The 21732-nt window shown below is 65.6% G+C and carries 17 protein-coding genes; 8 read left to right on the forward strand and 9 right to left on the reverse strand.

The genetic code is table 11. From position 1 onward, the window contains the following. Positions 1–89: 89 nt before the first annotated feature. Positions 90–3425, forward strand: a complete 3336-nt coding sequence (locus tag VH914_17265) for a hypothetical protein (protein ID HEX4492958.1) — start codon at positions 90–92, stop codon at positions 3423–3425. Positions 3426–3464: 39 nt separating this feature from the next. Further along, positions 3465–4574 carry an acyltransferase gene (locus tag VH914_17270; GenBank protein ID HEX4492959.1) on the forward strand — a complete coding sequence of 370 codons (1110 nt, stop codon included), beginning with the start codon at positions 3465–3467 and terminating at the stop codon, positions 4572–4574. Here the strand turns inward: VH914_17270 and VH914_17275 are convergent. After that, entirely contained in the window at positions 4571–5638 is a 1068-nt protein-coding gene (locus tag VH914_17275) for a glycosyltransferase family 4 protein (GenBank protein ID HEX4492960.1), read from the reverse strand. The two genes, VH914_17270 and VH914_17275, sit on opposite strands and share 4 nt — an antisense overlap. Positions 5639–5640: 2 nt before the next feature. Then, positions 5641–6453, reverse strand: a complete 813-nt coding sequence (locus VH914_17280; GenBank protein ID HEX4492961.1) for a class I SAM-dependent methyltransferase — start codon at positions 6451–6453, stop codon at positions 5641–5643. Between the two features lie 45 nt (positions 6454–6498). On the opposite strand from VH914_17280, the gene VH914_17285 reads away from it, so the two are divergent. Then, positions 6499–7821 carry a hypothetical protein gene (locus VH914_17285; GenBank protein ID HEX4492962.1) on the forward strand — a complete coding sequence of 441 codons (1323 nt, stop codon included), beginning with the start codon at positions 6499–6501 and terminating at the stop codon, positions 7819–7821. Here the strand turns inward: VH914_17285 and VH914_17290 are convergent. Beyond that, on the reverse strand, positions 7754–8473 hold the full coding sequence (locus VH914_17290) for a hypothetical protein (GenBank protein ID HEX4492963.1): 720 nt from the start codon (positions 8471–8473) through the stop codon (positions 7754–7756). The two genes, VH914_17285 and VH914_17290, sit on opposite strands and share 68 nt — an antisense overlap. Positions 8474–8767: 294 nt before the next feature. Here VH914_17290 and VH914_17295 point away from each other — a divergent pair, with 294 nt between their 5' ends. Together VH914_17295 and VH914_17300 are read left to right on the forward strand one after the other, a co-directional pair. Continuing rightward, entirely contained in the window at positions 8768–10051 is a 1284-nt protein-coding gene (locus tag VH914_17295) for a hypothetical protein (GenBank protein HEX4492964.1), read from the forward strand. A 78-nt stretch (positions 10052–10129) separates the two neighbouring features. Continuing rightward, positions 10130–12313, forward strand: a complete 2184-nt coding sequence (locus VH914_17300; GenBank protein HEX4492965.1) for a polysaccharide biosynthesis tyrosine autokinase — start codon at positions 10130–10132, stop codon at positions 12311–12313. Positions 12314–12373: 60 nt separating this feature from the next. Here VH914_17300 and VH914_17305 read toward each other — a convergent pair whose 3' ends face one another. Continuing rightward, a complete protein-coding gene (locus VH914_17305) occupies positions 12374–12889 on the reverse strand; it encodes a hypothetical protein (GenBank protein HEX4492966.1) in 516 nt (171 codons plus the stop codon). Positions 12890–13026: 137 nt separating this feature from the next. Here VH914_17305 and VH914_17310 point away from each other — a divergent pair, with 137 nt between their 5' ends. From VH914_17310 to VH914_17320, 3 genes are read left to right on the forward strand one after another with little or no spacing between them, the layout of a single operon-like run. After that, positions 13027–13641, forward strand: coding sequence for a polysaccharide biosynthesis/export family protein (locus tag VH914_17310; GenBank protein ID HEX4492967.1), 615 nt, complete (start codon positions 13027–13029; stop codon positions 13639–13641). Positions 13642–13650: 9 nt separating this feature from the next. After that, entirely contained in the window at positions 13651–15999 is a 2349-nt protein-coding gene (locus tag VH914_17315; GenBank protein HEX4492968.1) for an O-antigen ligase family protein, read from the forward strand. 59 nt (positions 16000–16058) lie between these two features. Then, positions 16059–17165: a glycosyltransferase family 4 protein gene (locus VH914_17320; GenBank protein ID HEX4492969.1), complete on the forward strand. Its 1107-nt coding sequence runs from the start codon at positions 16059–16061 to the stop codon at positions 17163–17165. Here the strand turns inward: VH914_17320 and VH914_17325 are convergent. The 5 genes from VH914_17325 to VH914_17345 are packed head-to-tail and all read right to left on the reverse strand — an operon-like array spanning position 17062 to position 21692. Further along, complete coding sequence (locus VH914_17325) at positions 17062–18282, reverse strand: hypothetical protein (GenBank protein HEX4492970.1); 1221 nt, start codon at positions 18280–18282, stop codon at positions 17062–17064. The two genes, VH914_17320 and VH914_17325, sit on opposite strands and share 104 nt — an antisense overlap. After that, positions 18279–19418 (reverse strand): glycosyltransferase, encoded by a 1140-nt coding sequence (locus tag VH914_17330; protein ID HEX4492971.1) that lies wholly within the window; start codon positions 19416–19418, stop codon positions 18279–18281. The genes VH914_17325 and VH914_17330 overlap by 4 nt, the downstream gene beginning before the upstream one ends. Positions 19419–19425: 7 nt before the next feature. Further along, positions 19426–20064, reverse strand: a complete 639-nt coding sequence (locus VH914_17335; GenBank protein HEX4492972.1) for an HAD family hydrolase — start codon at positions 20062–20064, stop codon at positions 19426–19428. Next, positions 20057–20938 carry an NAD(P)-dependent oxidoreductase gene (locus VH914_17340; GenBank protein HEX4492973.1) on the reverse strand — a complete coding sequence of 294 codons (882 nt, stop codon included), beginning with the start codon at positions 20936–20938 and terminating at the stop codon, positions 20057–20059. Before VH914_17340 ends, VH914_17335 begins: the two co-directional genes overlap by 8 nt. 19 nt (positions 20939–20957) lie before the next feature. After that, positions 20958–21692, reverse strand: coding sequence for an NTP transferase domain-containing protein (locus VH914_17345; GenBank protein ID HEX4492974.1), 735 nt, complete (start codon positions 21690–21692; stop codon positions 20958–20960). Between the last annotated feature and the right edge of the window lie 40 nt (positions 21693–21732).

Here is a 21732-nt window from a genome sequence, read left to right on the forward strand (position 1 = left end):
CGTGAACCGGACACAAACCGCGTATGCGGTGTTGGGTTATCCTGGCTCCGAGTTTGAAGAAGGGATCTATTGTGATTAGCCATGCGAGCTTGCTGCGTTCGTTGCTGTTCGGCGCCGTCATCGCCGTGATGGGATGCCAGGGTGGCGACGGACCCGACCAGGCTCCCGTTACCGATCAGCCCGATGCGGCTCCGACCCAGCTGTTCGCGGGCCCCGAGCGCATCGCTCGCACCGCGAGTGGCGTCGTGCTCGCGTTCCAGCCCGAGGGCAACGGGTTCACGGGCGGGTATCGGAGTCAGTCGACGAACGTTGCCGACGGCATCGTGTCGTTCACGCCCTACACGTACACGGGCGGCCAGCGCACCCCGCACGCCCCGATCACCCTCGAGACCACGCGTATCGCCGCCGACGACACCGTTCTGGCGGGCGCAGCAAATAGCACCAGCCTGGACGACGACGGTGGTGTGTCGATCGCGCGTGGTGACATCGTCGAGCACCTTCACAACGACCCCGACGACCTGCACCAGGAGTGGTCGTTCGCGACGCCGCCGAGCGATGCCGACGCCGACCTCGTCGTCGAGGTCACGGTGTCTGGCTATCACTACCAGCAGACGACCGCGAGCGGCTTGCACTTCGTCGGCGCCGATGGCGCGATGATTCGCTACAGCAACGCTGTGTGGGTCGACGCCGCTGGCGGCGAGTGGGCGATCTCGGCCGAATACGAGGACGGCTTGGTTCGCATGACGATCCCGAGCAGCGTGCTCGCGGAGTCGACCTTCCCAGCTCTCCTCGACCCGACCGTGTCGGCAGAGGTGATCGCGGACAACCCGGTGACCGGGCCGGTGGGCGCGAACCAGATCCAGCCGGCGATCGCGTTCGACGGTACGAACTACCTCGCCGTGTGGTCGGACGACCGCGACGGCACCGATAGCGACATCTGGGGCACTCGAATCAGCCAGACCGGCGCTGTCCTCGACCCCCTCGGGATCAAGATCGCTACGACCACGGGCATCCAGTCGCGTCCGACCGTGGGCTTCAACGGCACGAACTACATCGTCGCGTACGAAGACTTCCTGACGGGCGGTGGGTCGGCGGCCAACATCGTGGCGGCGAAGGTCAGCAAGACCGGTGTCGTCACGGCAATCGGCTCGGTCGCGGCGACCGCAGCGAACGAGCAGCGCCCGGCCATCGCGACGCGCTCGAACGGGACGGCACTCCTGACCTGGAATGCCGGCAGCGCGGCAATGGCCTCGATCTTCAATGGCACGAGCTTCGGGACCGCGTTCCAGATCGCGACGGCTGCCGTCGTCGAGCCGATGGGCGTGGCTGCATCGACCTCGAGCGATTACCTCGTGACGTACTCGACGAACACGGACCTCGAGGGCCAGCTCGTGACCACCGCAGGTGCGCTGCACGGCTCCGCTTTCGCGGTGTCGGCCGGCAGCGGCACGCAGTCGCAGTCCAACGCGACCTTCGATGGCACCAACTTCGACGTGGTGTTCGCCAACGCCGGTGGAACATCGACCGGCACGGACGTCTTCGGCACGCGCGTGTCGACGGCAGGCGCCGTGCTCGACCACCACACCGAAGGGTCGGCATCGGTCGGCGGCCTCGTGATCGCCGAGGTCACGCAGAGCCAGGACACGCCCAACATCGAGTGCACGTCCACGACGTGTCTCGTCGTGTGGGAAGACCTTCGCAACGTCAACACGACAAACTACGACGTGTTCGGCCAGCTGATGACGACCGGCTTCGCGCTCAGCGGCTCGAACTTCGCGATCTCGACGGCCGCGCAGCCGCAGGAGAACCCTGTGGTGGCCACGTCGCCGTCCGGTTTCTACGGCATCTGGCGCGATCTCCGCGACGACAACGCGTTCCAGACGTTCGGCGCGACGATCTCGACAGCCGGCGCTGTGGGCACCGCTGGACCGATCGGCACGGGAAACAACCGCGAGACGCAGCCGACCATGGGCCGCGCCGGCTCCATCTTCGGCATGTTCTGGAGTGACAGCCGCGTATTCAGCAACAACATCGAGCTCGTCCGCTTCAACGCGAGCAACACGAAGCTCGACGCGACTGCGCTGACCGTATCGAACGCTGCCAACGCGCAGATCTCGCCGTCGGCATCCACCGACTTGGGGTCGAACTCGCTGGTCGTGTGGTCGGACACGCGCAACAACGTCGACAAGGACATCTTCGCTGCACGCGTTGCGCTGAGCACCGGCACGGTGCTCGATACCGCAGGCACGCCAATCACGACCGCCAAGGGCGATCAGCTGTCGCCTGCCGTCGCGTCGAGCGGTTCGGTCGCGCTTGCCGTGTGGGCGGATCGGCGCAGCGGGACGTCGTTCGATATCTACGGGGCTCTCATCAACAGCTCGGGCACGGTGAGCGTTGCCGACATCGTGATCTCGGCCGCGGCCGGCGATCAGACCTCACCGTCCGTGACGTTCGACCCCACGGCGAGTCAGTTCATCGTGGTCTGGCAGGACAAGCGCCAGGTGCCGGTGAACCACATCTTCGGAGCTCGCGTGTCGACGGCCGGGGTCGTCCTCGACACGTCCGGTATCCAGATCACGAGCGCTGGGGTCGGTCAATTCACCCCGGCAGTGACGTCGCTCACCGGCGAGTCGTTTGTCGTGTGGTCGGATCGTCGCAATACCGGCAAGAGCGACATCTTCGGCTCGCGACTCGTCGGCGGCTCGAGCTCGTTGACGGTCTCCGATCCGAACGGCATCCAGCTGAGCTCCGTGGTGACCCAGCAGACGACGCCGGCTCTCAGCGGAAACGGCACCGGGATCTTGGTCGTGTGGGCTGATAACCGCGCCGGAAACAGCGACGTGTTCGGTCAGCAGGTTAACTCGAACGGAACGCCGTCCGGCACCGAGTTCGTCGTCACGAACTCGACGGCTGACGAACTGTCGCCGACGGTGCTCGCGCTCGGCGGCACGAGCCCTGGCTTCCGCGTGGCGTACGCGGTCCAGCGACTCGACACGGCTCGCGTCGCGACGCGCGTCATCACGGCATCGTCGACGAACGGCACGACGTGCACCGGTAGCACGCAATGCGCCACGGGCTTCTGCGTCGATGGCGTGTGCTGCGACCAGGCATGCGGTGGCAACCACAAGAGCGCCGGTGCCGCGGGCACCGGGGTTGCGGGTGACTGCCACGGCTGCGCGGCGAAGTTCACCAACCAGGCGAACGGCACGTGCGCTGCGATCCCGTCGACGACGATCTGCCGCGACTACGTCAGCAGCTTCTGCGACAACCGCGAGTACTGCGACGGCACGAACACGGTGTGCCCCGGTGACACGGGACGCAACGCGGGCAAGGTGTGCGCGAAGTCGACGAACTTCCCGCCGGGCAGCGGCAACGGGACATGCCCGGCCAGCGACGCGACGGGCGCGCCGCACGCCTGTCGCTGACGTCGTCGGCGTCGACAAGCGAGCCGCAGAGGAGTCCGAATGAGCCGACCCGGGCGTCACGTACCGGAGCTCGACGGGCTCCGCGCGCTCGCGATCCTGTCGGTGTTCGTGTTCCACGCACGTGGTACCGACACGACCGCGAATACGGCGCAGGAGACGTTCTATCGGATCACCGAGACCGGATGGACGGGCGTCGACCTGTTCTTCGTGCTGTCGGGGTTCCTGATCACGGGGATCCTCCTCGACTCACGAGACGGCCGGCACTACTTCAAGAGCTTCTTCGCCCGTCGCGTGCTCCGGATCCTGCCGCTGTATTACGCGGTGCTGACGGTCGTGTCGGTCGGCGTCGTGTCGCACGCGATGGCGGGCTCGTCAGCGGCCGTGCCGTACTACTGGGTCTATCTGCAGAACTGGCTGCAGATCCACCCGGACGACTACCGGATCCGGATGCTGAACCACTTCTGGTCGCTCGCGATCGAGGAGCAGTTCTATCTCGTGTGGCCGCTGTTGATCTGGGCTCTCCCGAGGCGCGCGATCGCGCCGATGTGCGGCGCCGCCGTCGCCATCGCCGCCGCCCTGCGGATCGTGTTGATGGAGACCGGGACGTTCGAGACGCACACGCTGCATTTCTTGACGTTCACCCGGATCGACACGCTCGCGCTTGGTGGGCTCGTCGCGGTCGTCGTGCGCTCGCCGGACGGCGTCGCGCTGTTGAAGCGCCTCATGGTCCCGGTGGCGACCGCGGCTGTCGCAGGGATCGTCGCCGTAGCCGTGTTGACCGGGCACTTCCGCGCCGAGGATCCGGAGATGGTGTGGTGGGGCTACGTCTCGATCGAAGCGTTGTTCGCGTGCGCGATCGTCGCGTGTCTCGCGGCTTCCGAGGATGGCGCGTGGCGACGGTTCCTGCGCCGCCCGAAGCTGATGTGGGTCGGCAAGGTCAGCTATGGCGCGTACGTCTATCACTGGATCGTGATCGTGCTTCTGGGAAAGGTGTGGCCGTTCAAGACGCGGCTCGGGTTCTGGCCCAACCAAATCGCGTGGTGGATCGCGACGCTGTCGATCACACTCGTCGTCGCGGCGGCGAGCTATCGCCTCTACGAGTCTCGGTTCCTGGCGCTCAAGGACCGCTTCAAGCCAGACGCAGCCTAGCGTGCGTGTGCGGTCCACACCGCGTTCATGCGCGTCCCGACTTCGTCCCACGTGAACCCGCGTGCGCTGTCCGGGGCTACGGAGCGCATCGCCCCGGCGAGCGATGCATCGCCGAGGATGCGCGCGATCGCGCTCGCGAGCGCTTCCGGTGAGCCGGGCGTGACGAGCAGGCCGTTCACGCCGTCACGGATGACGTCGATCGCGCCAGAGTCGTGGCTCCCGATCACCGGCACGCCGTAAGACAGAGCCTCGAGGTACACGAGCCCGAGACCCTCGAACGCCGGGCCGACATGCTCCGACGCGAGCACGAACAGATCCGCGCCCGCGTACAACGCTGCCAGCTCGTCCGCCGATACGACGCCGCGGATCGAGACGTCCGCGCCGAGGTCGTGATCGCGGACGAGGCCGTCCAGCCGTGCTCGATACGCCTTCGATGGGATCGGCCCGACGATGTCGCACGCGACGCGCACACCGCGCGCGTGCAGCCGCGCGATCGCGACGAGGAGCGTGTGAAAGCCTTTCCGCTCCTTGAGCACGCCGACCGAGAGCAGGCGCGGGACCTCGCTCGTCGTCGTGCGGGCTTGCGGTCGCAGCGGCGGCGGCGTGAATCCACCCGGCACGACGGCGATCGGCACGTCACCGAAGCTTCGGCGCGCCACGGTCGCGGTGTACGAGCTCACGGGCAGTATGGCTGCTGCGCGCCGAAACGCGAACCTGATCGCCGCGCGCTGTCTCCTCGGATACGCCGCGAGGTCCGCATAGGTCCCATGAGCCGACACGACAAACCGGCATCGCGCGAGCGTGGCCAGCGCCAGCGCCAGTGGCGCGGCCGGTTCGACGAGCGCGTGGATCAGCGCGCTACCCCGCGCGAGCCGGACGAGCCGAGCGAGGTCGCGTGGCGTACCGAGCTCGCGCCAACGCCAACTGCGGTCCAGGCTCGCGAGCGGCGGACACGCGACCGCATCGTCGCCGTGAACCGCGCGCGCGCGCGCCAGGAAGCCGTTGCAGTAGGTCCCCCACCCGCTCGTGGTGGTGAGGTCGCCGGCGAGGAACAGGAGCCGCATCGTCACGCCCGCTTGCGGACGTACGCGACCGAGCCGTAGCCGAGGTCTTGCAACACCGGGCTCGCCTTGAAACGCTCGAGGATCTCGACGAGGGGCAACAGCGCGGAGAAGTACGGCACCACAAGCGTCGCTGCCTCGAAGCGTACGATCTCGAAGCCAGCCCCTTCGAGCCGACGCTTCATGACCCACGGGTAGCGCCACACGTGCGGCAGCTCGTCGGTGCCCGCGTAGCCTTCCTGCACACCCTCGTTGCGCAGGTTCGCGACGATGCGCCACAAGCCGCGAAGCAGCCCGAGAGGCGCGGCTTTCGACGGTCGCCAGAAGCTGGCGCCGCCGAGCTGCGAGGCCGCCGCGAGGTTCAGGCACGTCGGCAACGCGACGACGGCGTGCGACCGCGTCACGCGCCGGATCTCGGCGAGCCCCCGGTCGAAGTCCGGTAGGTGCTCGAGGACATGCGAGCTCACGACAAGATCGAAGCTCGCATCGGGAAACGGTAGGCTCTCGGCGTCGCCGTGCACGAGCGTCACCCGATCCGCGACGCCTCGCTCGGCGAGAAACTTCGATGCGTTCTCGAGGTTCGGCCGCGAGATGTCCATCGCGGTCACGATCGCGCCGGCTTCCGCGAGGTACCATGCGAGTACTCCCTCACCGCAGCCGGCATCGAGAACCGTCATCCCCGGACGCACGTACGATTGGATCGTGCGATAGCCCTGGCGATGAGCGTGACGTCGCAGCGGGAACGGCGACTCGAGCCGCTTGGCGACGATCTCGTCGCTGTAGGTCTCGTAGAAGCGCTTGACGTCCGCGGACTGCATCGCGCTGTGTATAGCAGCTCGGTATAACCTCCACCTAGGACACTCGTGGGACGACGCTCGATACGCCGAACTGACGGCAGCCTGCGCTCCATCGCGATCCTCGTCGTGTCCCGTGGCTTCGTCGCCGGGGCAGGCTTCCTCGCAAGCGCGCTGTGGGCGCACTACTTCTCCAAGGACTCGTACGGCCGCTATCAGATCTTGGTCGCCGTCGCGTCGGTCGTGGCGAGCTTCTGTCTGACCGGGCTCGACGACGCGACGTTGATTTCGGCCGCGAAGAAAAAGGACGGCAACCTGTGGCCGATCATCAAGCTGCGCCTGATCGCGAGCACGATCGGCGCGGTCGCGATCGCGGTGTGGGCCATCGTTCGCTACTGGTATCCCGACCCGATCCTCGCCGAGGCGATGCTGGTGTCGGCTGCGCTGTTCATTCCGGCACAGCTCGCGTCGATCTGGCAGTCGTTCACGAACGGGAAGGGCAAGTTCCGCGCGCTCACGATCGGCCAGGTCGCGCTCTCGTCGGGGAACCTCGTCGCGGTCGCGACATTCGTCGCCGCCGGCGCGACCTCGCACTCGATGCTTCCGTGGGTCGTGCTGGGTGGTCAGGGCGCCACTGCCACGATCGGCATCTTGCTCCAGTTCTGGCTGCGCAACATCAAGGAGACCGACGACCGCGACCCCGCAATCATCCGCTACGGCCACCACGTCACGGTCGCGTCCCTGATCGGATGGGTGTTCAGCGCCGACCGCTTGATCGTCGGCGAGGTCATGACACCCGCCGACGTCGCGGTCCTGTCCGTCGCGATCGTGCTGCCGGCGCAGGTCAAGGTGTTCTTCAACGCGTTCGAGCAGGTGTTCCTGCCTGGGGTCACGGCCGCAGCGTCGGTCGCGGACGCGTGGGTCTACATCAAGCCGCGGATGTTCCGGCTCGGCGCCGCATACATCACGCTTGGGCTGATCGGGTTCTTCCTGCTGCCGATCTTGATCCCTCTGTTCTTCTCGCAGCGCTACATCGACGCGGTCCCATACGCAAAGTGGCTGTGGCTTTCGACATGTATGGCATCGCCGTTCGTATTCCTCGCGTCGATCCTCAACGCGCAACAGGACCGGCGATTCCTGTACACGCGCCGGCTATCGAGCCAGCTCATCCTGCTCGCGATGTTCTTCATCCTGATCCCGCAGTTCGGGCTGCTCGGCGCGATCGTGGCGCGCATCATCAACCACGCCATCCTGATCGTGTTCAACACCGCGTACTTCGCTCACGTGATCCGCGCACGGCCGCCGAGCACGCCGCCGTCGAACGTCACGCCGCCGGAGACGCCGTCGACACCGTCGACACCGACGGATCCGCCGGCTGCAGATCCGCCTTGAGGACGCGACGATACCCGAGCTGGTCGAGGAGCCCCTGGTCGAGCTCGGCGTTGATCAGGTCGAGCAGCTCCGGCGTATAGACCTTCAAGTAGCTCCGCTTCTTGTAGCGGTCGGCATCGAACTTCGCGCCGCGCTTGATGTCCTTGCCGCGGTAGTTGTTCGGTACACCCATCAGGTGAACGTCGGGCAGGAAGAACTGCGGGGCATGCTCGGCGATCCCGAGCCGATGCGCGATGCGATGGCGCAGCGGCCGAAGGCGGCGCAAGCCGAGCGTGGTCACCAGCTCCCGGATCGAGGCTTCTGGATCGGCCAGGACCTGCTCGTAGCGGAACACGAACTTGCGGCGGTGCAGCAGATCGATCGCCAGCCAGTGCTGATACATCGTGACCCAGAGCTGGACCGGGCTCGAGCTCGTGACCTGGCCGCGTGGCGGCCGTCCGACCGTCAGCGGCGTCCGTAGATACGTCTCGAACGAGACGTCCTTCTTCGGGTGACGGAAATTGTACTGGGAGAGCAGCCACGCGTAGGGATCCTTCACGCAGATCAAGCAATCGACCTCGCGATGAAGGCGCGCCGGCAGCTCGTAGAACCCGTGCTTCCAGCCCCCGATGTTCGTGAGCAGCCGGACCTCGTAGTTCTCTTGCAAGATCACGCGGAGAAAGTTCGTGCCGCTCCGCTGGCACCCGTACTCCTTCAACTCCTGCATCGTTCTCGCGGTCAGAGTCTGTACCCTGCTTTGCGGTTCATACAAGTTGAACGCCTACGGGGTGGGCGGCCACATACGACGTTCCCGGATGGCGGCTCAATCTGTTGACTTCACCGGACCATCCTGTGAGGATGACAGCCGGTTTTATCCTTCAAAAACCCGAAACCCCTCATGAATCGGTCGCTGCGCTCTAGCTGCTTCAAAGCCCTTCTCGGACTCCTCGGGTTCGTAGGCGCGACCGTGATGGCGGTCGGAAGTGCTCACGCGCAGAGCGCACCGATGATCGACCCAGAGGATGCCGTAGCCCCCGTCGCGATCGTCGAGGGTGCCGGCGTCAAGGTGGGCGAAGGCACAGTCCTGCACCCGCAGATCGGCGTCGAGGGCGGCATGGTGTCGAACGTGTTCTTCACGAACACGAACCCGACGGCAGCTGCTTTCATGCGCGTCCTCGGCGAGGTAGGAGCTGGATCGCTATCGGCGAAGCGCCTCGCGACGACGGAGCACGACGCAGACCACACGCAGGGCGAGAACGACTACGGTCAGTTCGAGTATCGTGCGGACCTCCGCGCGTCCTACGACTATTACCTTTCAGACAACGATCGCGTCACCGCACAGGATGGCCTCGGCCTCGGTGCGTTGTTTCGAGGCATCGTCCACCCAGGTCAGCCTCTACAGTTCCTCGCGTACGACAACTACAGCCGGTTGATCCGTCCGACGAACTTCGAGTCGAACTCGAACACCAACCGGGACATCAACGACATCAAGCTCCAGGTGATGTATGCGCCGTCGGGTCGCAGCCTGGCGGGCATCATCCACTACGAGAGCATCGTCGACGCGTTCGAGCAGGACACTCAGAAGTTCGCCGATCGGTTCCAGAACCTCATCGGGTTCACGCTGCGCTATCAATGGCTTCCGCAGACGCGGGTCTACGCCGATGTTAGCCAGGGCGTCTACACTGGCATCTCGTCGAGCGTGAAGGTCACGTCCTATCCGCTGATGGGACTGGTCGGGGTCCAGACCTTGCTGTCGCCGCTGACCTCGATCGTCGCGCGTGCGGGCTATCAAAACGGATTCTACGCGTCCGGCCCGAGCTACTCGTCGGCGCTGGCCGCGCTCGAGTTTGGCTGGCGTTATGCGCCGCAGGGTCACTTTTCGTTCCTCTACAACTACCTACACAACGACTCGATCAACGCGAACTACTATCGCGACCACCAGTTTTTCGCGACGCTCGAACACGCCCTCGCGCCATTCGATGCCTTCATCCAAGCTGGCGTGATCTTTCGCGAGTACAACGGCGTGATCGTGAATTTCGACATGCCGATGTACGGCACCGGCACTCGCGATGACTTCCTCGCGCTAGGCGCCGCGGAGTTTCGATACAACTTCAAGGATTGGTTGGCAGCCTCGCTGGCCTACCACCTCACGATCGACAACACGAACTTCCGCTACACGGTCGACGGTGTGATGGAAGACCCCAGTTACGTCCGTCACGAAGTCCTGTTGGGCATTCGCGCGGCGTATTGACGCTGATTGGTGCTCGGGCGATGAACTCTTCCAGCCGAAACAGCCACTAACCAGGCTCTACGAGCGCGGAGAGTCACGTTGGACGAGCAGGAGCAGGCTCAAGCAGGAGCGGCTGAAGAGCCGCTCTTCAACTTCGATCTGAAGCGTTATCTCGACGCGCTTCGACGCTATGGACTTGCGGTGCTCGCACTCGTTGCGGTCGTAGCGACGGGTGCGGTCGTCTATACGAGTCGCCTCCCGAAGCAGTTCGAAGCGAAGGCCTCGGTCCAGATCGAGCCGCGCCTTCCCGACCTTCTCGGTCAGGGCGCCGAGCTCCTCGCGATGGGCGCCGGCGGCGCCGACTACTACCGTCAGCAGAAGCAGGTGCTGTCGAGCTACACGGTCACCCGCCAGACGGTCGAGCAGAACCAGCTCCAGTTGAAGCTCCTCAACGACGCGCAGCGCGCGACCCTTCAGCCGGACGAGCAGCTCGACGTCGCGACCGAGAAGCTGCAGTCGGCGATCACGATCAAGTACCCCGATCAGGATCGCATCATGTACGTGTACGTTCGCAACGAGGACCCGCAATTCGCGGCGCAGCTCGCGAACTGGCAGGTCTCGACGTACATCGACTACACGAAGAATCTTCTCAACTCGAGCTCGAAGACAGCATCGGACGTGCTGTCCAAGGAGTTCGAGACCGAGGAGAACAATCTGTCGACCGCCGAGAAGAAGATCTACCAGTTCGAGAAGGACAACGACCTCCTCGCGGTGTCGCTCGAGAACCAGCAGAGCCTGGTGTCGGGCAACATCACGCTGTTCACCCAGAAGCAAGACGAGGCTCGCGCACATCGAATCGAGATCGACGCCAAGCTCGCCCGCATGAAGGACGTCGAGGCGCACTCGCCCGACCTCGTCGACTCGCCGATCCTGCTGATGGGCGAAACGGTTGGTTCGTTCGATTCGCTGCGGGCGCAGTACTACACGGAGCGCAACACCTTCCAGCAGCTCGAGAAGGAAGTCGGTCCGAAGCACATCGATTTCCAGAAACAGAAGGCCAAGGTGGATGACCTGTTCGAGGCTCTCCAGTCCGAAGCCAAGCGCATCATCGGGGGCGTCGAAGAGGCGCATGAAGCCGCGGTATCGACGGAGAAGGCGCTCAACGACGAGGTCGAGCACTATCGCAAGGAAGCGTTCTCCCTCGGCCCGAAGATCATCGCGTACAACGAGTTGCTCCGCGACAAGAAGAGCATCGAGGATCGCTACATGATTCTCCGCAACCGGTTGTCGACGAGCGAGATGACCGAGCGCATGAACACGAGCAGCGACAGCTCGTACGCCAAGAAGCTCGACCCGGCACTTCCCCCTACAGCGCCGGTCGCACCCGATGCACGCGTCAATGCGATGCTCGCCGGTGGAATCGCGCTCGTCATCGGGCTCGGGCTGCTGTTCCTCGTCGTGTTCCTCGATCGCTCGATCAAGTCGACCAACGACGCGCAACAGGCAAGCGGCGCGCCGGTGCTCGGCATCATTCCGATGCTGTCTGCGAACGACCTGTCGAGCGACGACGACCGCGCGCGCGACCTGTACGTCAGCGAGCACCCGACGTCGTCGGTGGCCGAGTGCTGCCGGTCGCTGCGCACGAACGTGCTGTTCTCGAGCGCCGACCGGAAGCTCAAGACGATCGTCGTCTCGAGCGCGAATCCGCGCGAGGGCAAGACCACGAACGTCATCTACCTCGGCACGACAATGGCCCAGAGCGGCAAGCGCGTGCTCTTGGTCGACACCGACATGCGGCGGCCGCGTCTGCACGACTCGATGAAGGTGTCGCGTACCGAGGGTCTGTCGAATCTCATCCTCGGTGACCACCGGTACGACGAGGTGATCAAGCCGACGGAGATCGAGAACCTGTTCGTACTTCCGTGCGGACCGACGCCGCCGAACCCGGCCGAGTTGCTGCTTACCAAACGGTTCCAGACGGTCCTCGCCGAGCTCGAGAGCAGGTTCGACATGATCGTGCTCGACTCGCCGCCGCTGCAGCCGGTGACCGATGCCGTCGTGCTAGCGAAGCAGGCCGACGGCGTTATCTTCGTCGTGCGCGCCGGCAAGACGCAACGCGAAGAGATCAAGCGCTCGACGCGTCAGCTGCGCAACGTCGGCGGCACGATCATCGGCGTCGTGCTCAACGAGTTCGACGCTCGTGGCCGCGACACCTACTACTACAACTACTACGGCTACCGCGAACCGGCCGAGAAGCCCGGCAAGCCGGACAAGGCCGCATAGTCGGTCGCGCTCCTCGTACGAGGAGCGCTGCCAAGCTCCAGGCAGACGAACGCGCCGTCTTCAGTTGAACGGCGACGCGTAGCCGGGCGGCTCGATGATCGGCCCGAACGGGTTGCCGAGCGTCGGATCGTCAGGAAACGTTGGCGACGTGAAGCCGTTGACGGACTCGCCGTACAGCTCCGGCTCTCCCACGCACGCGTCCGCTTCTGCACGCGCGCGATGCACGGCGTGTGCTGCGTTCTGCATGTCTTCGAACAACGCCCCGTTGGCGCCACCGTTGGGGCCGCTCACGAGCTCGACCTCGTGACGCGAGGAATCGAAGATGTTCGCCTGTGCCTTGAGCTCGACCATGCGATCGTTCACGCACGTCAGCTTGATGATGTCGCGCTGCTTGCGCGAGATCTCCTGGAGGTGCTTGACGTGTCGGACGTCCTGCTCGACCTCCGAAGCCAGTGCAGCGATGCGCCCTTGGGCGTCGCCGTGCGGCGCCGATTGCGCGAGCGCAGCTCCAGCTAGCGCGGCTCCCCCGATGCCGAGGGCAATGGCGGCGAGCCATCGCTTTTGCAGGAATTTCACAGGCTTCTCCTCGACCTAAAGCAGAGCGTACAAAGGTCCAAAACGCGTGTCAATCGACAGGGTTGGATGTCCAGCTTCTGCTACATGTTCATTGAACGCTAGGGTCGTGCCCGGCAACATAGCTCGCGTTCCGCCCCATGAAAGCGCTCGCCCGGTTTCTCGTCGTGTTCGGAGTGGTTGCGAGCCTTGGCCAGTTCGCCACGGGGTGCGCGGATAACCCACCCGCGACCTATCCGACCATCGCGCCATTCGACGAAACCCAGATTCCCCTCGGCCCTGCGGACAAGATCGAGCTGGTCATCTACTACGGATCCCACGAGATCAAGGCCGACTACGTGATCGATCCCGCAGGGGACATCGAGGTCCAGTTCATCGGGCGCGTGCCTGTCCAGGGCAAGACGGCTCACACCATCCAAGAAGACGTGAAGCAGCGTCTGGCGGACGGGTATCTGATCGACCCGATCGTCAACATCACGGTCGCCGAGATCAACTCGCAGAAGCTGTCGGTGTTCGGTCAGGTCGCGCGCAGCGGCTCGATCAAGTTCGCACCTGGGATGACGATCGTCGACGCGATCGCCGACAGCGGTGGGTTCTCCCCGCTCGCACGCAAGAACATGGTCAAGGTGACGCGCATGCTCGACGGTAAGCCGGCGATCTACAAGATCCCGGTCGAGAGCATCGCCGAGGGGACACGTCCCAACTTCCCGGTGATGCCCGGCGATCAGGTCTTCGTCCCGGAACGCGCCTGGTAGGCGGCGGCGATGCGGCTTCGAGACAAAGTCTCGATCGGCGTCGGCGTCGTCGCGCTGACGTGGTGCGTGCTCGCGCTCGGAAGCGCGCTGCGCTGGATCGCCGCGATCGATGCGTTGCTGGTCGGGCTGGCTCTCGTCCCGCTCGTGACATCGCGACGAGGCCTCGGCCGTTCGCCTCTGATCATCACGATCCTGCTCGCGCTCGTGTTGACGCTACTCCAGCTCGTACCGTGGCCTGCAGGTTGGCTCGATGCCCTGAATCCGATCGGGGACGGGCTCCGCAACGACGGCGCGAGCCTGGCGGGAGTGTCGCCGTGGGATGCCATCACGCTCGACGTTCCCGGGACGCTGCGCGCGATCGCTTACTTCGTCACGCTGCTCGGGGTCGCAGTCATCGCGCTTCGATTCGCCCACTCCGAGCGCGGGCGACTCGCATGTCTCAGCGCCGTCGCCGGGATCTGCTTGGTCACCGTGGTCGTGGTGGCGATCCACACGGTCTTCGACGCGTCGACGCTGTACGGGCTGTACACGCCCGAGCAGGCATCACCACCGGTGCTCGGCCCACTCTTGAATGCGAACCACCTCGGTGGCTTGTGCGCGTTGGGGTGCGCGGTCTCGACCGGATTGCTTCTCTATCCCAAGCAGTCGCGCGCCGCGCGCATCGTGTGGGCGGTGACGATCCTGGGCACGCTCGTCGTCGTGCTGGCCACCCTGTCTCGAGGTGCGCTCCTGGCGGCGCTCGCCGGCATCGGCGTCACGCTCGGGACCTATGCGGCGCAGCGCCTCGCGCGCCCCGTCGACCGACGGGCTCGCTCTGCGCGCCGGCGGTTCATGATGACCTCGCTGCCGATTGGAGCGGTCGCGCTCTGCATGATGACGGTGATCGTGTTCACGAGCACGGGCACGGCTCATCAGCTGGAGGACACGTCGCTCCAGGAGATCCACGACCCGCGCAGCAAGTACGAGGCATGGCGGTCCGCGACCACCCTGATCGAGGAGGCACCGTGGGCTGGCGTCGGACGTGGCGCCTTCGAGCCTGCCTTCACGCGCGTACACAAGGCGAGCTCGTTCCTGACGTTCTCGCACGTCGAGAACGAGTACATGCAGGCCGTGATCGACTGGGGCATCCCCGGCGCGATCGCGCTCGCACTCGCGTTCGGCTGGATCGGCGTCGTCGCGCTGCGAAGATGGCGAGATGGACCACTCGCTGCCGCTGGACTCGGTGGTCTCGCAACGGTGCTCGTGCAGAGCAACGTCGACTTCGGTGTGGAGCTACTCGGCCTCGCCGTGCCGGTCACGATCGTCGCAGCGACGCTGACGTACACCTACGTTCGCCCGCTGCGCTCGAAACTCGTGGCGCCGGTCGCCGTCCTCCGGCTTGCTCTGATCGGGCTGCTCGGGATCGTCGCGTACACGATGTTCTCGCCGATGACGAGCACGGTCGAAGAGGATCACGATCTTCTCGACGAGCATCCGTCGGACGATGTCGTTCGCGAGGAGCTCGCGCGCCATCCGCTCGACTACTATGGCTATGCGATCGACGCGAAGTTCGAGCTCGAGGAGCGCGAGCCCGACGTGATCCCGCTCCTCAACCATTCGCTCGAGCTCCACCCCAACCACACCGGCCTGCACCGGTTCGCAGGCCGCATCCTGCTCGCGCTCGATCACGTCGATCAGGCGGCGCTCGAGTACTCGTCCGCGCTCGAAGGCATCACCGACCCGCGGAACATCATCTACGAGATCGACCACAGTTTCCCAGCAAACAAGGCTGCGGAGGCAATCCCGACCGACTACGACAGCCTCGATCTGATCGTCACCGCGCTCACCAAGGACGGGCATCGAGACATCGCCCTCCAGTGGATCCGCCGCGTTGTCGAGCAACGGCCGCGCGACCTGACGGCCATCGACATGTTGTACATGCTCGCCGCCGATGCGGGCGACGACACGCTCGCCGAGCGCGCGGTACGGAATCGGATCGCTGTGATCTGGAGCCCGCACGCAGCACTTCAGCTCGCGCAGATCCTGCTCCGGCGTCACGCCGACAGCGAGGTCCTGACGCTCCTCGCGAACGTTCAAGACTGGCACGGGCGGATCGAGGACCAGGGTGAAGCCTGGCTAGCCCTCTGCGACGCCAAGCTAGCGCTGCACGACGTCGACGGCGCGACCAAGTGCCTTCACCGCCTCGATATCGAGGGCTTGCTCGTCGGCGAGCGCGAGGAGATCAAGCGCCGTCTCGACGAGATCGAACGCGAGCGTAAGCAGCAGGATCTTCTCGAGCACTACCAGACGGGGACTCCCGACGTCGTATTGCCCGGCCAACACCTTCCGAAGACCAAGCCTCCACCGAGCACGCCGTGAACATCCTGTACCTGTCGCTGTCGTACATCCCGTCGCGCCGGGCCTCGAGCGTTCAGGTGATGCGGATGTGCGAAGCTTTCGCTGCGGTCGGCCACTCCGTGACGCTCGTCGGCAAGCGCCCCGAAGCCGACGCGACGCTCGCGCCGGACCCCTTCGCGTTCTACGGAGTGCGTCGGACATTCGAGCTCGATCTCGTCGCGCGCCCCCCCCGACGTGGCGGCGGCCTGGTGTACGCCGTCGGCGTCGTGCGCCACGTACTCGCCGCGCGGCGCGACGTCGACCTCGTGTACTCGCGCGACCTGCTGGGCGGTTGGATCGCGACGGAGCTTGGCCTGCCGACGGCGTACGAGGCACACGGCGTGTTCGATCGCGAGTGGCAACGCGGGCTGTGGCGTCGGATGGTGAACGCTCCGAGCTTTCGCGGGCTCGTGCCGATCTCCAATGCAATGATCGGCGAGCTCGAACGCGTGGACCTGTTGCCGCGCGCCCGCCCGATCGTCGTCGCGCACAGCCCCGCGAGCCGCCCGGCGGCGTGCGGAGCGCGCGCAGCATGCGCGACACCGCCGAGGATCGCGTATGTCGGGAGCATCTATCCGGGCCGCGGGATCGAGCTCGTGCTTCGTGTCGCGAAACGGATGCCCGGTTGCACGTTCCACATCATCGGCGGCTCGGACAGCGAGGTCGAGCGGTGGCGCACCGGCGAGGTCCCCACCAACGTGACGTTTCGTGGGTTCTGTGCACCGGCGACTCTGCCCGCGCTGTATCGCGACATGGACGTGCTGCTGATGCCGTACCCACATGCTGGGATCCACGGCGCCACGCGTCGTCTCGACACGGCGAAGTACTGCTCGCCGATGAAGATGTTCGAGTACATGGCGGCTGGCGTCCCGATCGTGGCGTCGGATCTGCCCGTGCTGCAGGAGGTCCTCGTCGACGGGCGAAATGCCTTGATCGCCGCGGCCAATGACGATGTCGCCTGGGCTCGCGCGATCGATCGCCTCCTCCACGACCGCGCGCTCCGCGTCGCGCTCGCCGAGACCGCGTTCGCGGACCTGGCCGAGTTCACGCCCGAGGCGCGCGTTTCACGGATCTTGGCGGGCCTCGCGCCAACAGGGTCGAATCGGCCAGGCTCACGAACAGCGCCAGGAAGATCCACAGCAGCGTGACGCGCATGCCCTGGTGACTGAGCCCGTACGCGACGACGGGCCCGAGCATGATCATCTGTCTGAGCTTCGCGATCCGTACCAGCTGGAAGAAGAACCACAGGAACACCGCGGAGCCGACGATTCCGTAACAGAAGAAGATCGTTCCTGCTGACGAGTGGAGCTCGTGCTCTCCGATCTTGCCGGTGTCCGCGTACCGGTAGTACGCGCCCTCCCCCGCCCCGAGCACCCAGTGCTCGGGGTGTTGTGCGATGCGATCGTAGCCACGCTCCTCGGCAAAGTCGTAGGACTTGTCGGTGTTGATCCGCTCGAGCGTACGGTTCACGGTGTCGCCTTGCGGGTCGATCGCGAGGAGCGCGACCGCAGCGATCACCGACGCGAAGATGACCGTGCGTATCCGGGTGATCAGCGAGACGATCAGGATCAGCGCGGTCGCTGCGAGGCCGGCCTTCGACGCAGAGATCAGCGCCAGGTACGAGCACGCGACGACGCCGACCGCCGAGTGGAGCGCGGTCAGGCCGGCGCGCCGTTGGCCGAGCACGATGATCGAGGCCGACAGCACGGCGTAGTAGCCGAACTGGTTCGGGTTGTTGAACATGCCGGTGCTGCGCAGCAGGCTGTGGTGGCCGAACACGAACGACAGCGGCACCTGGATCAACACGGACACGACCGCAGCTCGGACCGTGATCTCGATGAATCGCGGGCCGCGGAGCTGGTAGAGCGCCAGCCCCATCACGAACACGAGGGCGTTGTAGATGTAGAACACTGGGCTGAGCAGGAAGCCGATGCGAAGGTTGATGGAGATCGTGCCCAGCCAGAGCGACCACACGACGGCCGAGATCGTCGTGTAGGCAGCGAACGCGAGAAGCGCGAACACCGCGCGCCGCTGCGGCTTGCCGAGCCTGCCGCTCCAGCGCTGCAGCACGAACGGCATCAAGACGAGGAGCACCGCGTCGGCCGGCTGGGGCAGGCCGCTGGGCAAGATGTACATCGGGAACAGGACGATGAATGCTCCCCAGGCGCGCAGCAGCGGATCGCGGAGCAATGTACGCGTCGGCGTCGAATGCACGACGGCCGGGCGCGGTGGCTTCGCGCGCCGTGTGGCGGGGGCTGCGGTCACGCGGCGAGCTCCGGCTCGCCGGTCAGCGCGCGCTCGTAAACTGGCATCGCGACGTCGAACGCGAAGCGTTTTGCCGCAATGCGCGCGGCTTCGGCGAAGCGCTCGCGCAAACCGGGCTCGTCGAGTATCTGCGCCGCGCGCCGGGCGATCCCATCGGAGTCGCCGACCGGAACGAGCCAGCCATCGACGCCGTCTCGAACGACCTCACGCGGGCCGTGGTTGCAGTCGGTGGCGATCACCGGCGTGCCGACCCCCATGGCCTGGATCAATACACCGGGCAGACCCTCGACGACCGACGACTGGAGCAGCGCGCGAGCACGCGCCATGTACTTGAGCGGGTTGGGGTCGAACCCGAGGAAGCGAACGTGCGCGGTGAGCCCTAGAGCGCGCACGCGGTCCTCGAGGCTCGCGCGGAGCGGACCTTCGCCCAGGATCGCGAGCCTCGCGTCGTGCGTACAACGCAGCCGGGTGAATGCCGCGAGCATCGTCGGGTAGTCTTTCTGGGCGACGAGCCGACCGCATGCGACGAACACCGGAGTGATTGCGTCTGGTGCGAACCAAGGATCGACAACCGGCTCACGCGCGGCGGCGTCCGCACCCGGCGTGAGGACCGGGTTGAAGACCGTGCGAACGAGCGCCGGCGGTAGCGCGAGTCGCTCGACGAGCTCGCGCGCAACGCCGTCGGAGACTGCGGTCACGAGATCGGCGTGCCGGTACGCGAACCGCTTCAGCGGCAACTCGAGAGCGCGGCGCCGACGGCTCACGGTGTCGCGGAACACCGCGCTCCGCTCCGACAGCACGAGCCTCGCGCGGCTGCGGGCTAGCATGCGCGCGGCGACCGCGACCGCGTTCCCGCCGCCCGACGTCGAGAAGATGATGTCCGGGTCGGCACGCCGGATCGCGCGTGCAAGCGCGGGTACTGCGAACACGAGCCGCGACGCCCCGAGGTCGATGATCGGTACGTCGCTGGGCACCTTGGACAGCAACACGCCGCGAGCGCGGACCAGCGCGAGCATCGGCATGAACTTGTTGCGATCGAGTAGCTCGAGGACCGTCAGCGTGATGCGATCGGCGCCGCCGTCGCCCATCTCGGGGCGAAACAGCAAGACACGCTTCGCGGCCACGCGGCCGGTCACGACGTGATCACCACGCAGCGACTCGCGCTGCGAGATCCGATAGGTCGGGTGCTCGGCGCACCCCGAGCTGCATCCAGCGGTCGTGCAACGCCGGCGTGTCGCGTGCGAGGAACTCCACGCCCGCATCGACCGCGGCTTCGTAGTCGGTATAGCCGTCGCCGATGAACAGCACTTGATCGCGCGACCAACTATGGCGCTGCATCAGGCCACGCAGCACGGCCGGCTTCTCGGACGGTGAGCCGTGGACCTCGCGGAACCGCGGCGTCAATCCTCGCCGCTCGACGATCATCGTCAGCTCGTCCTGCGGCGTCCCCGATGCGACGAACAGCGGCACGCGCAGCGCCGTGAGCGCACCCTCGGCGCCGGTCACGAACGGCGCGGCCAGGACCTTGGCCAGAGCGAGCTCGGAGAAGCGACGTCCGAGCGCGGCGCTGGCGTCATCGCCCAAGCGCTCGCCAAGCACGTTCTCCGAGATCCACGCGAACTTCTTGAACCGGGAGATGCCGAGGTTCGCGAGGTGATGCTCGCGAACCTTCGCAGTCACCGCGGGACCGTGATGCGCATAGAGGTCGATGAACGCGTCGGTCTTGACGTCCGCCGACTCGAGGATGACCCCATCGAAATCGAATACGATTGCTTCAAGCACGGTCGAGCTCCGCGTGGATCTGCTCCACGAGCGTGAGAAGTCCTTGGCCCATATCGACGTAGTGTGTGGTCACGAGCTTGCGCCCGGCGCGTGGCGTGTACGCATAGGGGGTCACTGCGTAGTGACCGCTGCCCGGCCCTTCGACACGCCGGTACTGAACCTCGAGCTTCCGCCCCAAGAGCTCTTGGAACATCATGAACAGGTCGGCCGCGCGCGTCGGGCTCGAGCCGCTGAGCATGACGTGTTGACCGACGAATGCATCGTCGAGCACGTCGGCGGACATCCGCGCCGCGTCCTCGACATGGATGTACTCGCGAACGTCGTCGGGCGCACCGGCATACGAGATCCTGCCCTCCGTGATCGCGGTGCGCAGCAGCCGGTACACGCCGTTGGTCGCGTCGGCGCGTGGTCCGTACAGCGAGCCGTAGCGGATCACGGTGTAGCGGATGTCGAAGGCGCGACCGTACTCCTCGATGTACGACTCGCAGGCCTGTTTGGAACAGCGATAGAAGCCACCCTCGCGGCTGTACACGTAAGCGGTCGATGCGAACAGGAATCGCTGGATTCCGTGCTGCCGCATCGCTTCGAGCACGTGGATCGTGCCGACGATGTTGGTCTGCACGGTGTCCAGCGGACGCGTGCGTGCGGCGTTGAGATCTGCGAACCCACCGAGGTGGTACACGGCGTCGTGACCCGCGACGGCGGACGCGACCGCGGCGGAGTCACGTAGATCGCCGGCGATGGCTACAGCACCACGCGGCAGCTGGTGAGGCACCTCGCGATCGAGCACCGTCACGACGTGACCGCGCTCGACGAGCGTGTCGACGAGGTGACTACCGAGGAAGCCGGCGCCGCCGGTGACGAGGATCTTCATGCGGCCCGCATCTCGCGCGTCAGTGATTCTCTTCGTTGATCTTCGCGACGATGTCCGGGTGGCCAACCCACTGCTCGGAGTAGAAAACATCGATCAGGCCGTGGATGTCGCGGCCAGTCACCCACGGCCGAACGATTGGAAGGACGCTCTTGCCCATCCACCACCACGGGTTTGGACCGTCCTGGGTCTGAACGGTGCGCTTGCGGAAGGCCCACACACCCTGATCGTAGTAGTAGGCTTTCGGGTAGCTCTGACGCTCTGTGGATACCTTGCGCGGACCACCGAACGTCTCGATCAGGCCGTCGTTGTTGATCTGGAGGGCGCGGTACGGATGATCATCTGCAGCCTCCCAGACCGTCATTACCGAGTCGAGCTCGCGGCGCTCGTCGAGCAACCCGAGAGCTCGATCGATGATCTCGCCATCGATGTACACGGTATTGCCGAGCAGCAAGACGATGTTCTCGAGGTTGTCGACGCGCGCGTCGACGTACTCGACGGCGTGCTTGATCACGATGCCGTGATTGACGCTGTCTCCGCCGAGCTCGTCCGGGCGCGGGATGATCTTCGCGCCGGCATCGCGCGAGGCCGACGCGATCGCGTCGCCGTCGGTCGACACCCAGACCTCGGCGATGCGCTTCGCCGCCTGGGCGGCTTTGATGGGGTACTGCACCATCGGCTGCCCGCATAGGGGCAGCACGTTCTTGTCGATGATGGACTTCGAACCTGCGCGGGCGGTGACGATCGCTACATTCATGACTGAACGCGGGCGGTTATAGCGTAGTTAGTGTCCGGTC

The organism is Acidimicrobiia bacterium (genome assembly GCA_036271555.1).
Lineage (GTDB): Bacteria > Actinomycetota > Acidimicrobiia > IMCC26256 > PALSA-610 > DATBAK01.

What these genes read in the sequence shown, in the direction of transcription:
- VH914_17310 (HEX4492967.1), top strand. Translation starts at nt 13,027, where the DNA reads ATGAAAGCGCTCGCCCGGTTTCTCGTCGTGTTCGGAGTGGTTGCGAGC.
- VH914_17280 (HEX4492961.1), bottom strand. Translation starts at nt 6,453, where the DNA reads ATGCAGTCCGCGGACGTCAAGCGCTTCTACGAGACCTACAGCGACGAG.
- VH914_17270 (HEX4492959.1), top strand. Translation starts at nt 3,465, where the DNA reads ATGAGCCGACCCGGGCGTCACGTACCGGAGCTCGACGGGCTCCGCGCG.
- VH914_17275 (HEX4492960.1), bottom strand. Translation starts at nt 5,638, where the DNA reads ATGCGGCTCCTGTTCCTCGCCGGCGACCTCACCACCACGAGCGGGTGG.
- VH914_17320 (HEX4492969.1), top strand. Translation starts at nt 16,059, where the DNA reads ATGCGGATGTGCGAAGCTTTCGCTGCGGTCGGCCACTCCGTGACGCTC.
- VH914_17345 (HEX4492974.1), bottom strand. Translation starts at nt 21,692, where the DNA reads ATGAATGTAGCGATCGTCACCGCCCGCGCAGGTTCGAAGTCCATCATC.
- VH914_17315 (HEX4492968.1), top strand. Translation starts at nt 13,651, where the DNA reads ATGCGGCTTCGAGACAAAGTCTCGATCGGCGTCGGCGTCGTCGCGCTG.
- VH914_17340 (HEX4492973.1), bottom strand. Translation starts at nt 20,938, where the DNA reads ATGAAGATCCTCGTCACCGGCGGCGCCGGCTTCCTCGGTAGTCACCTC.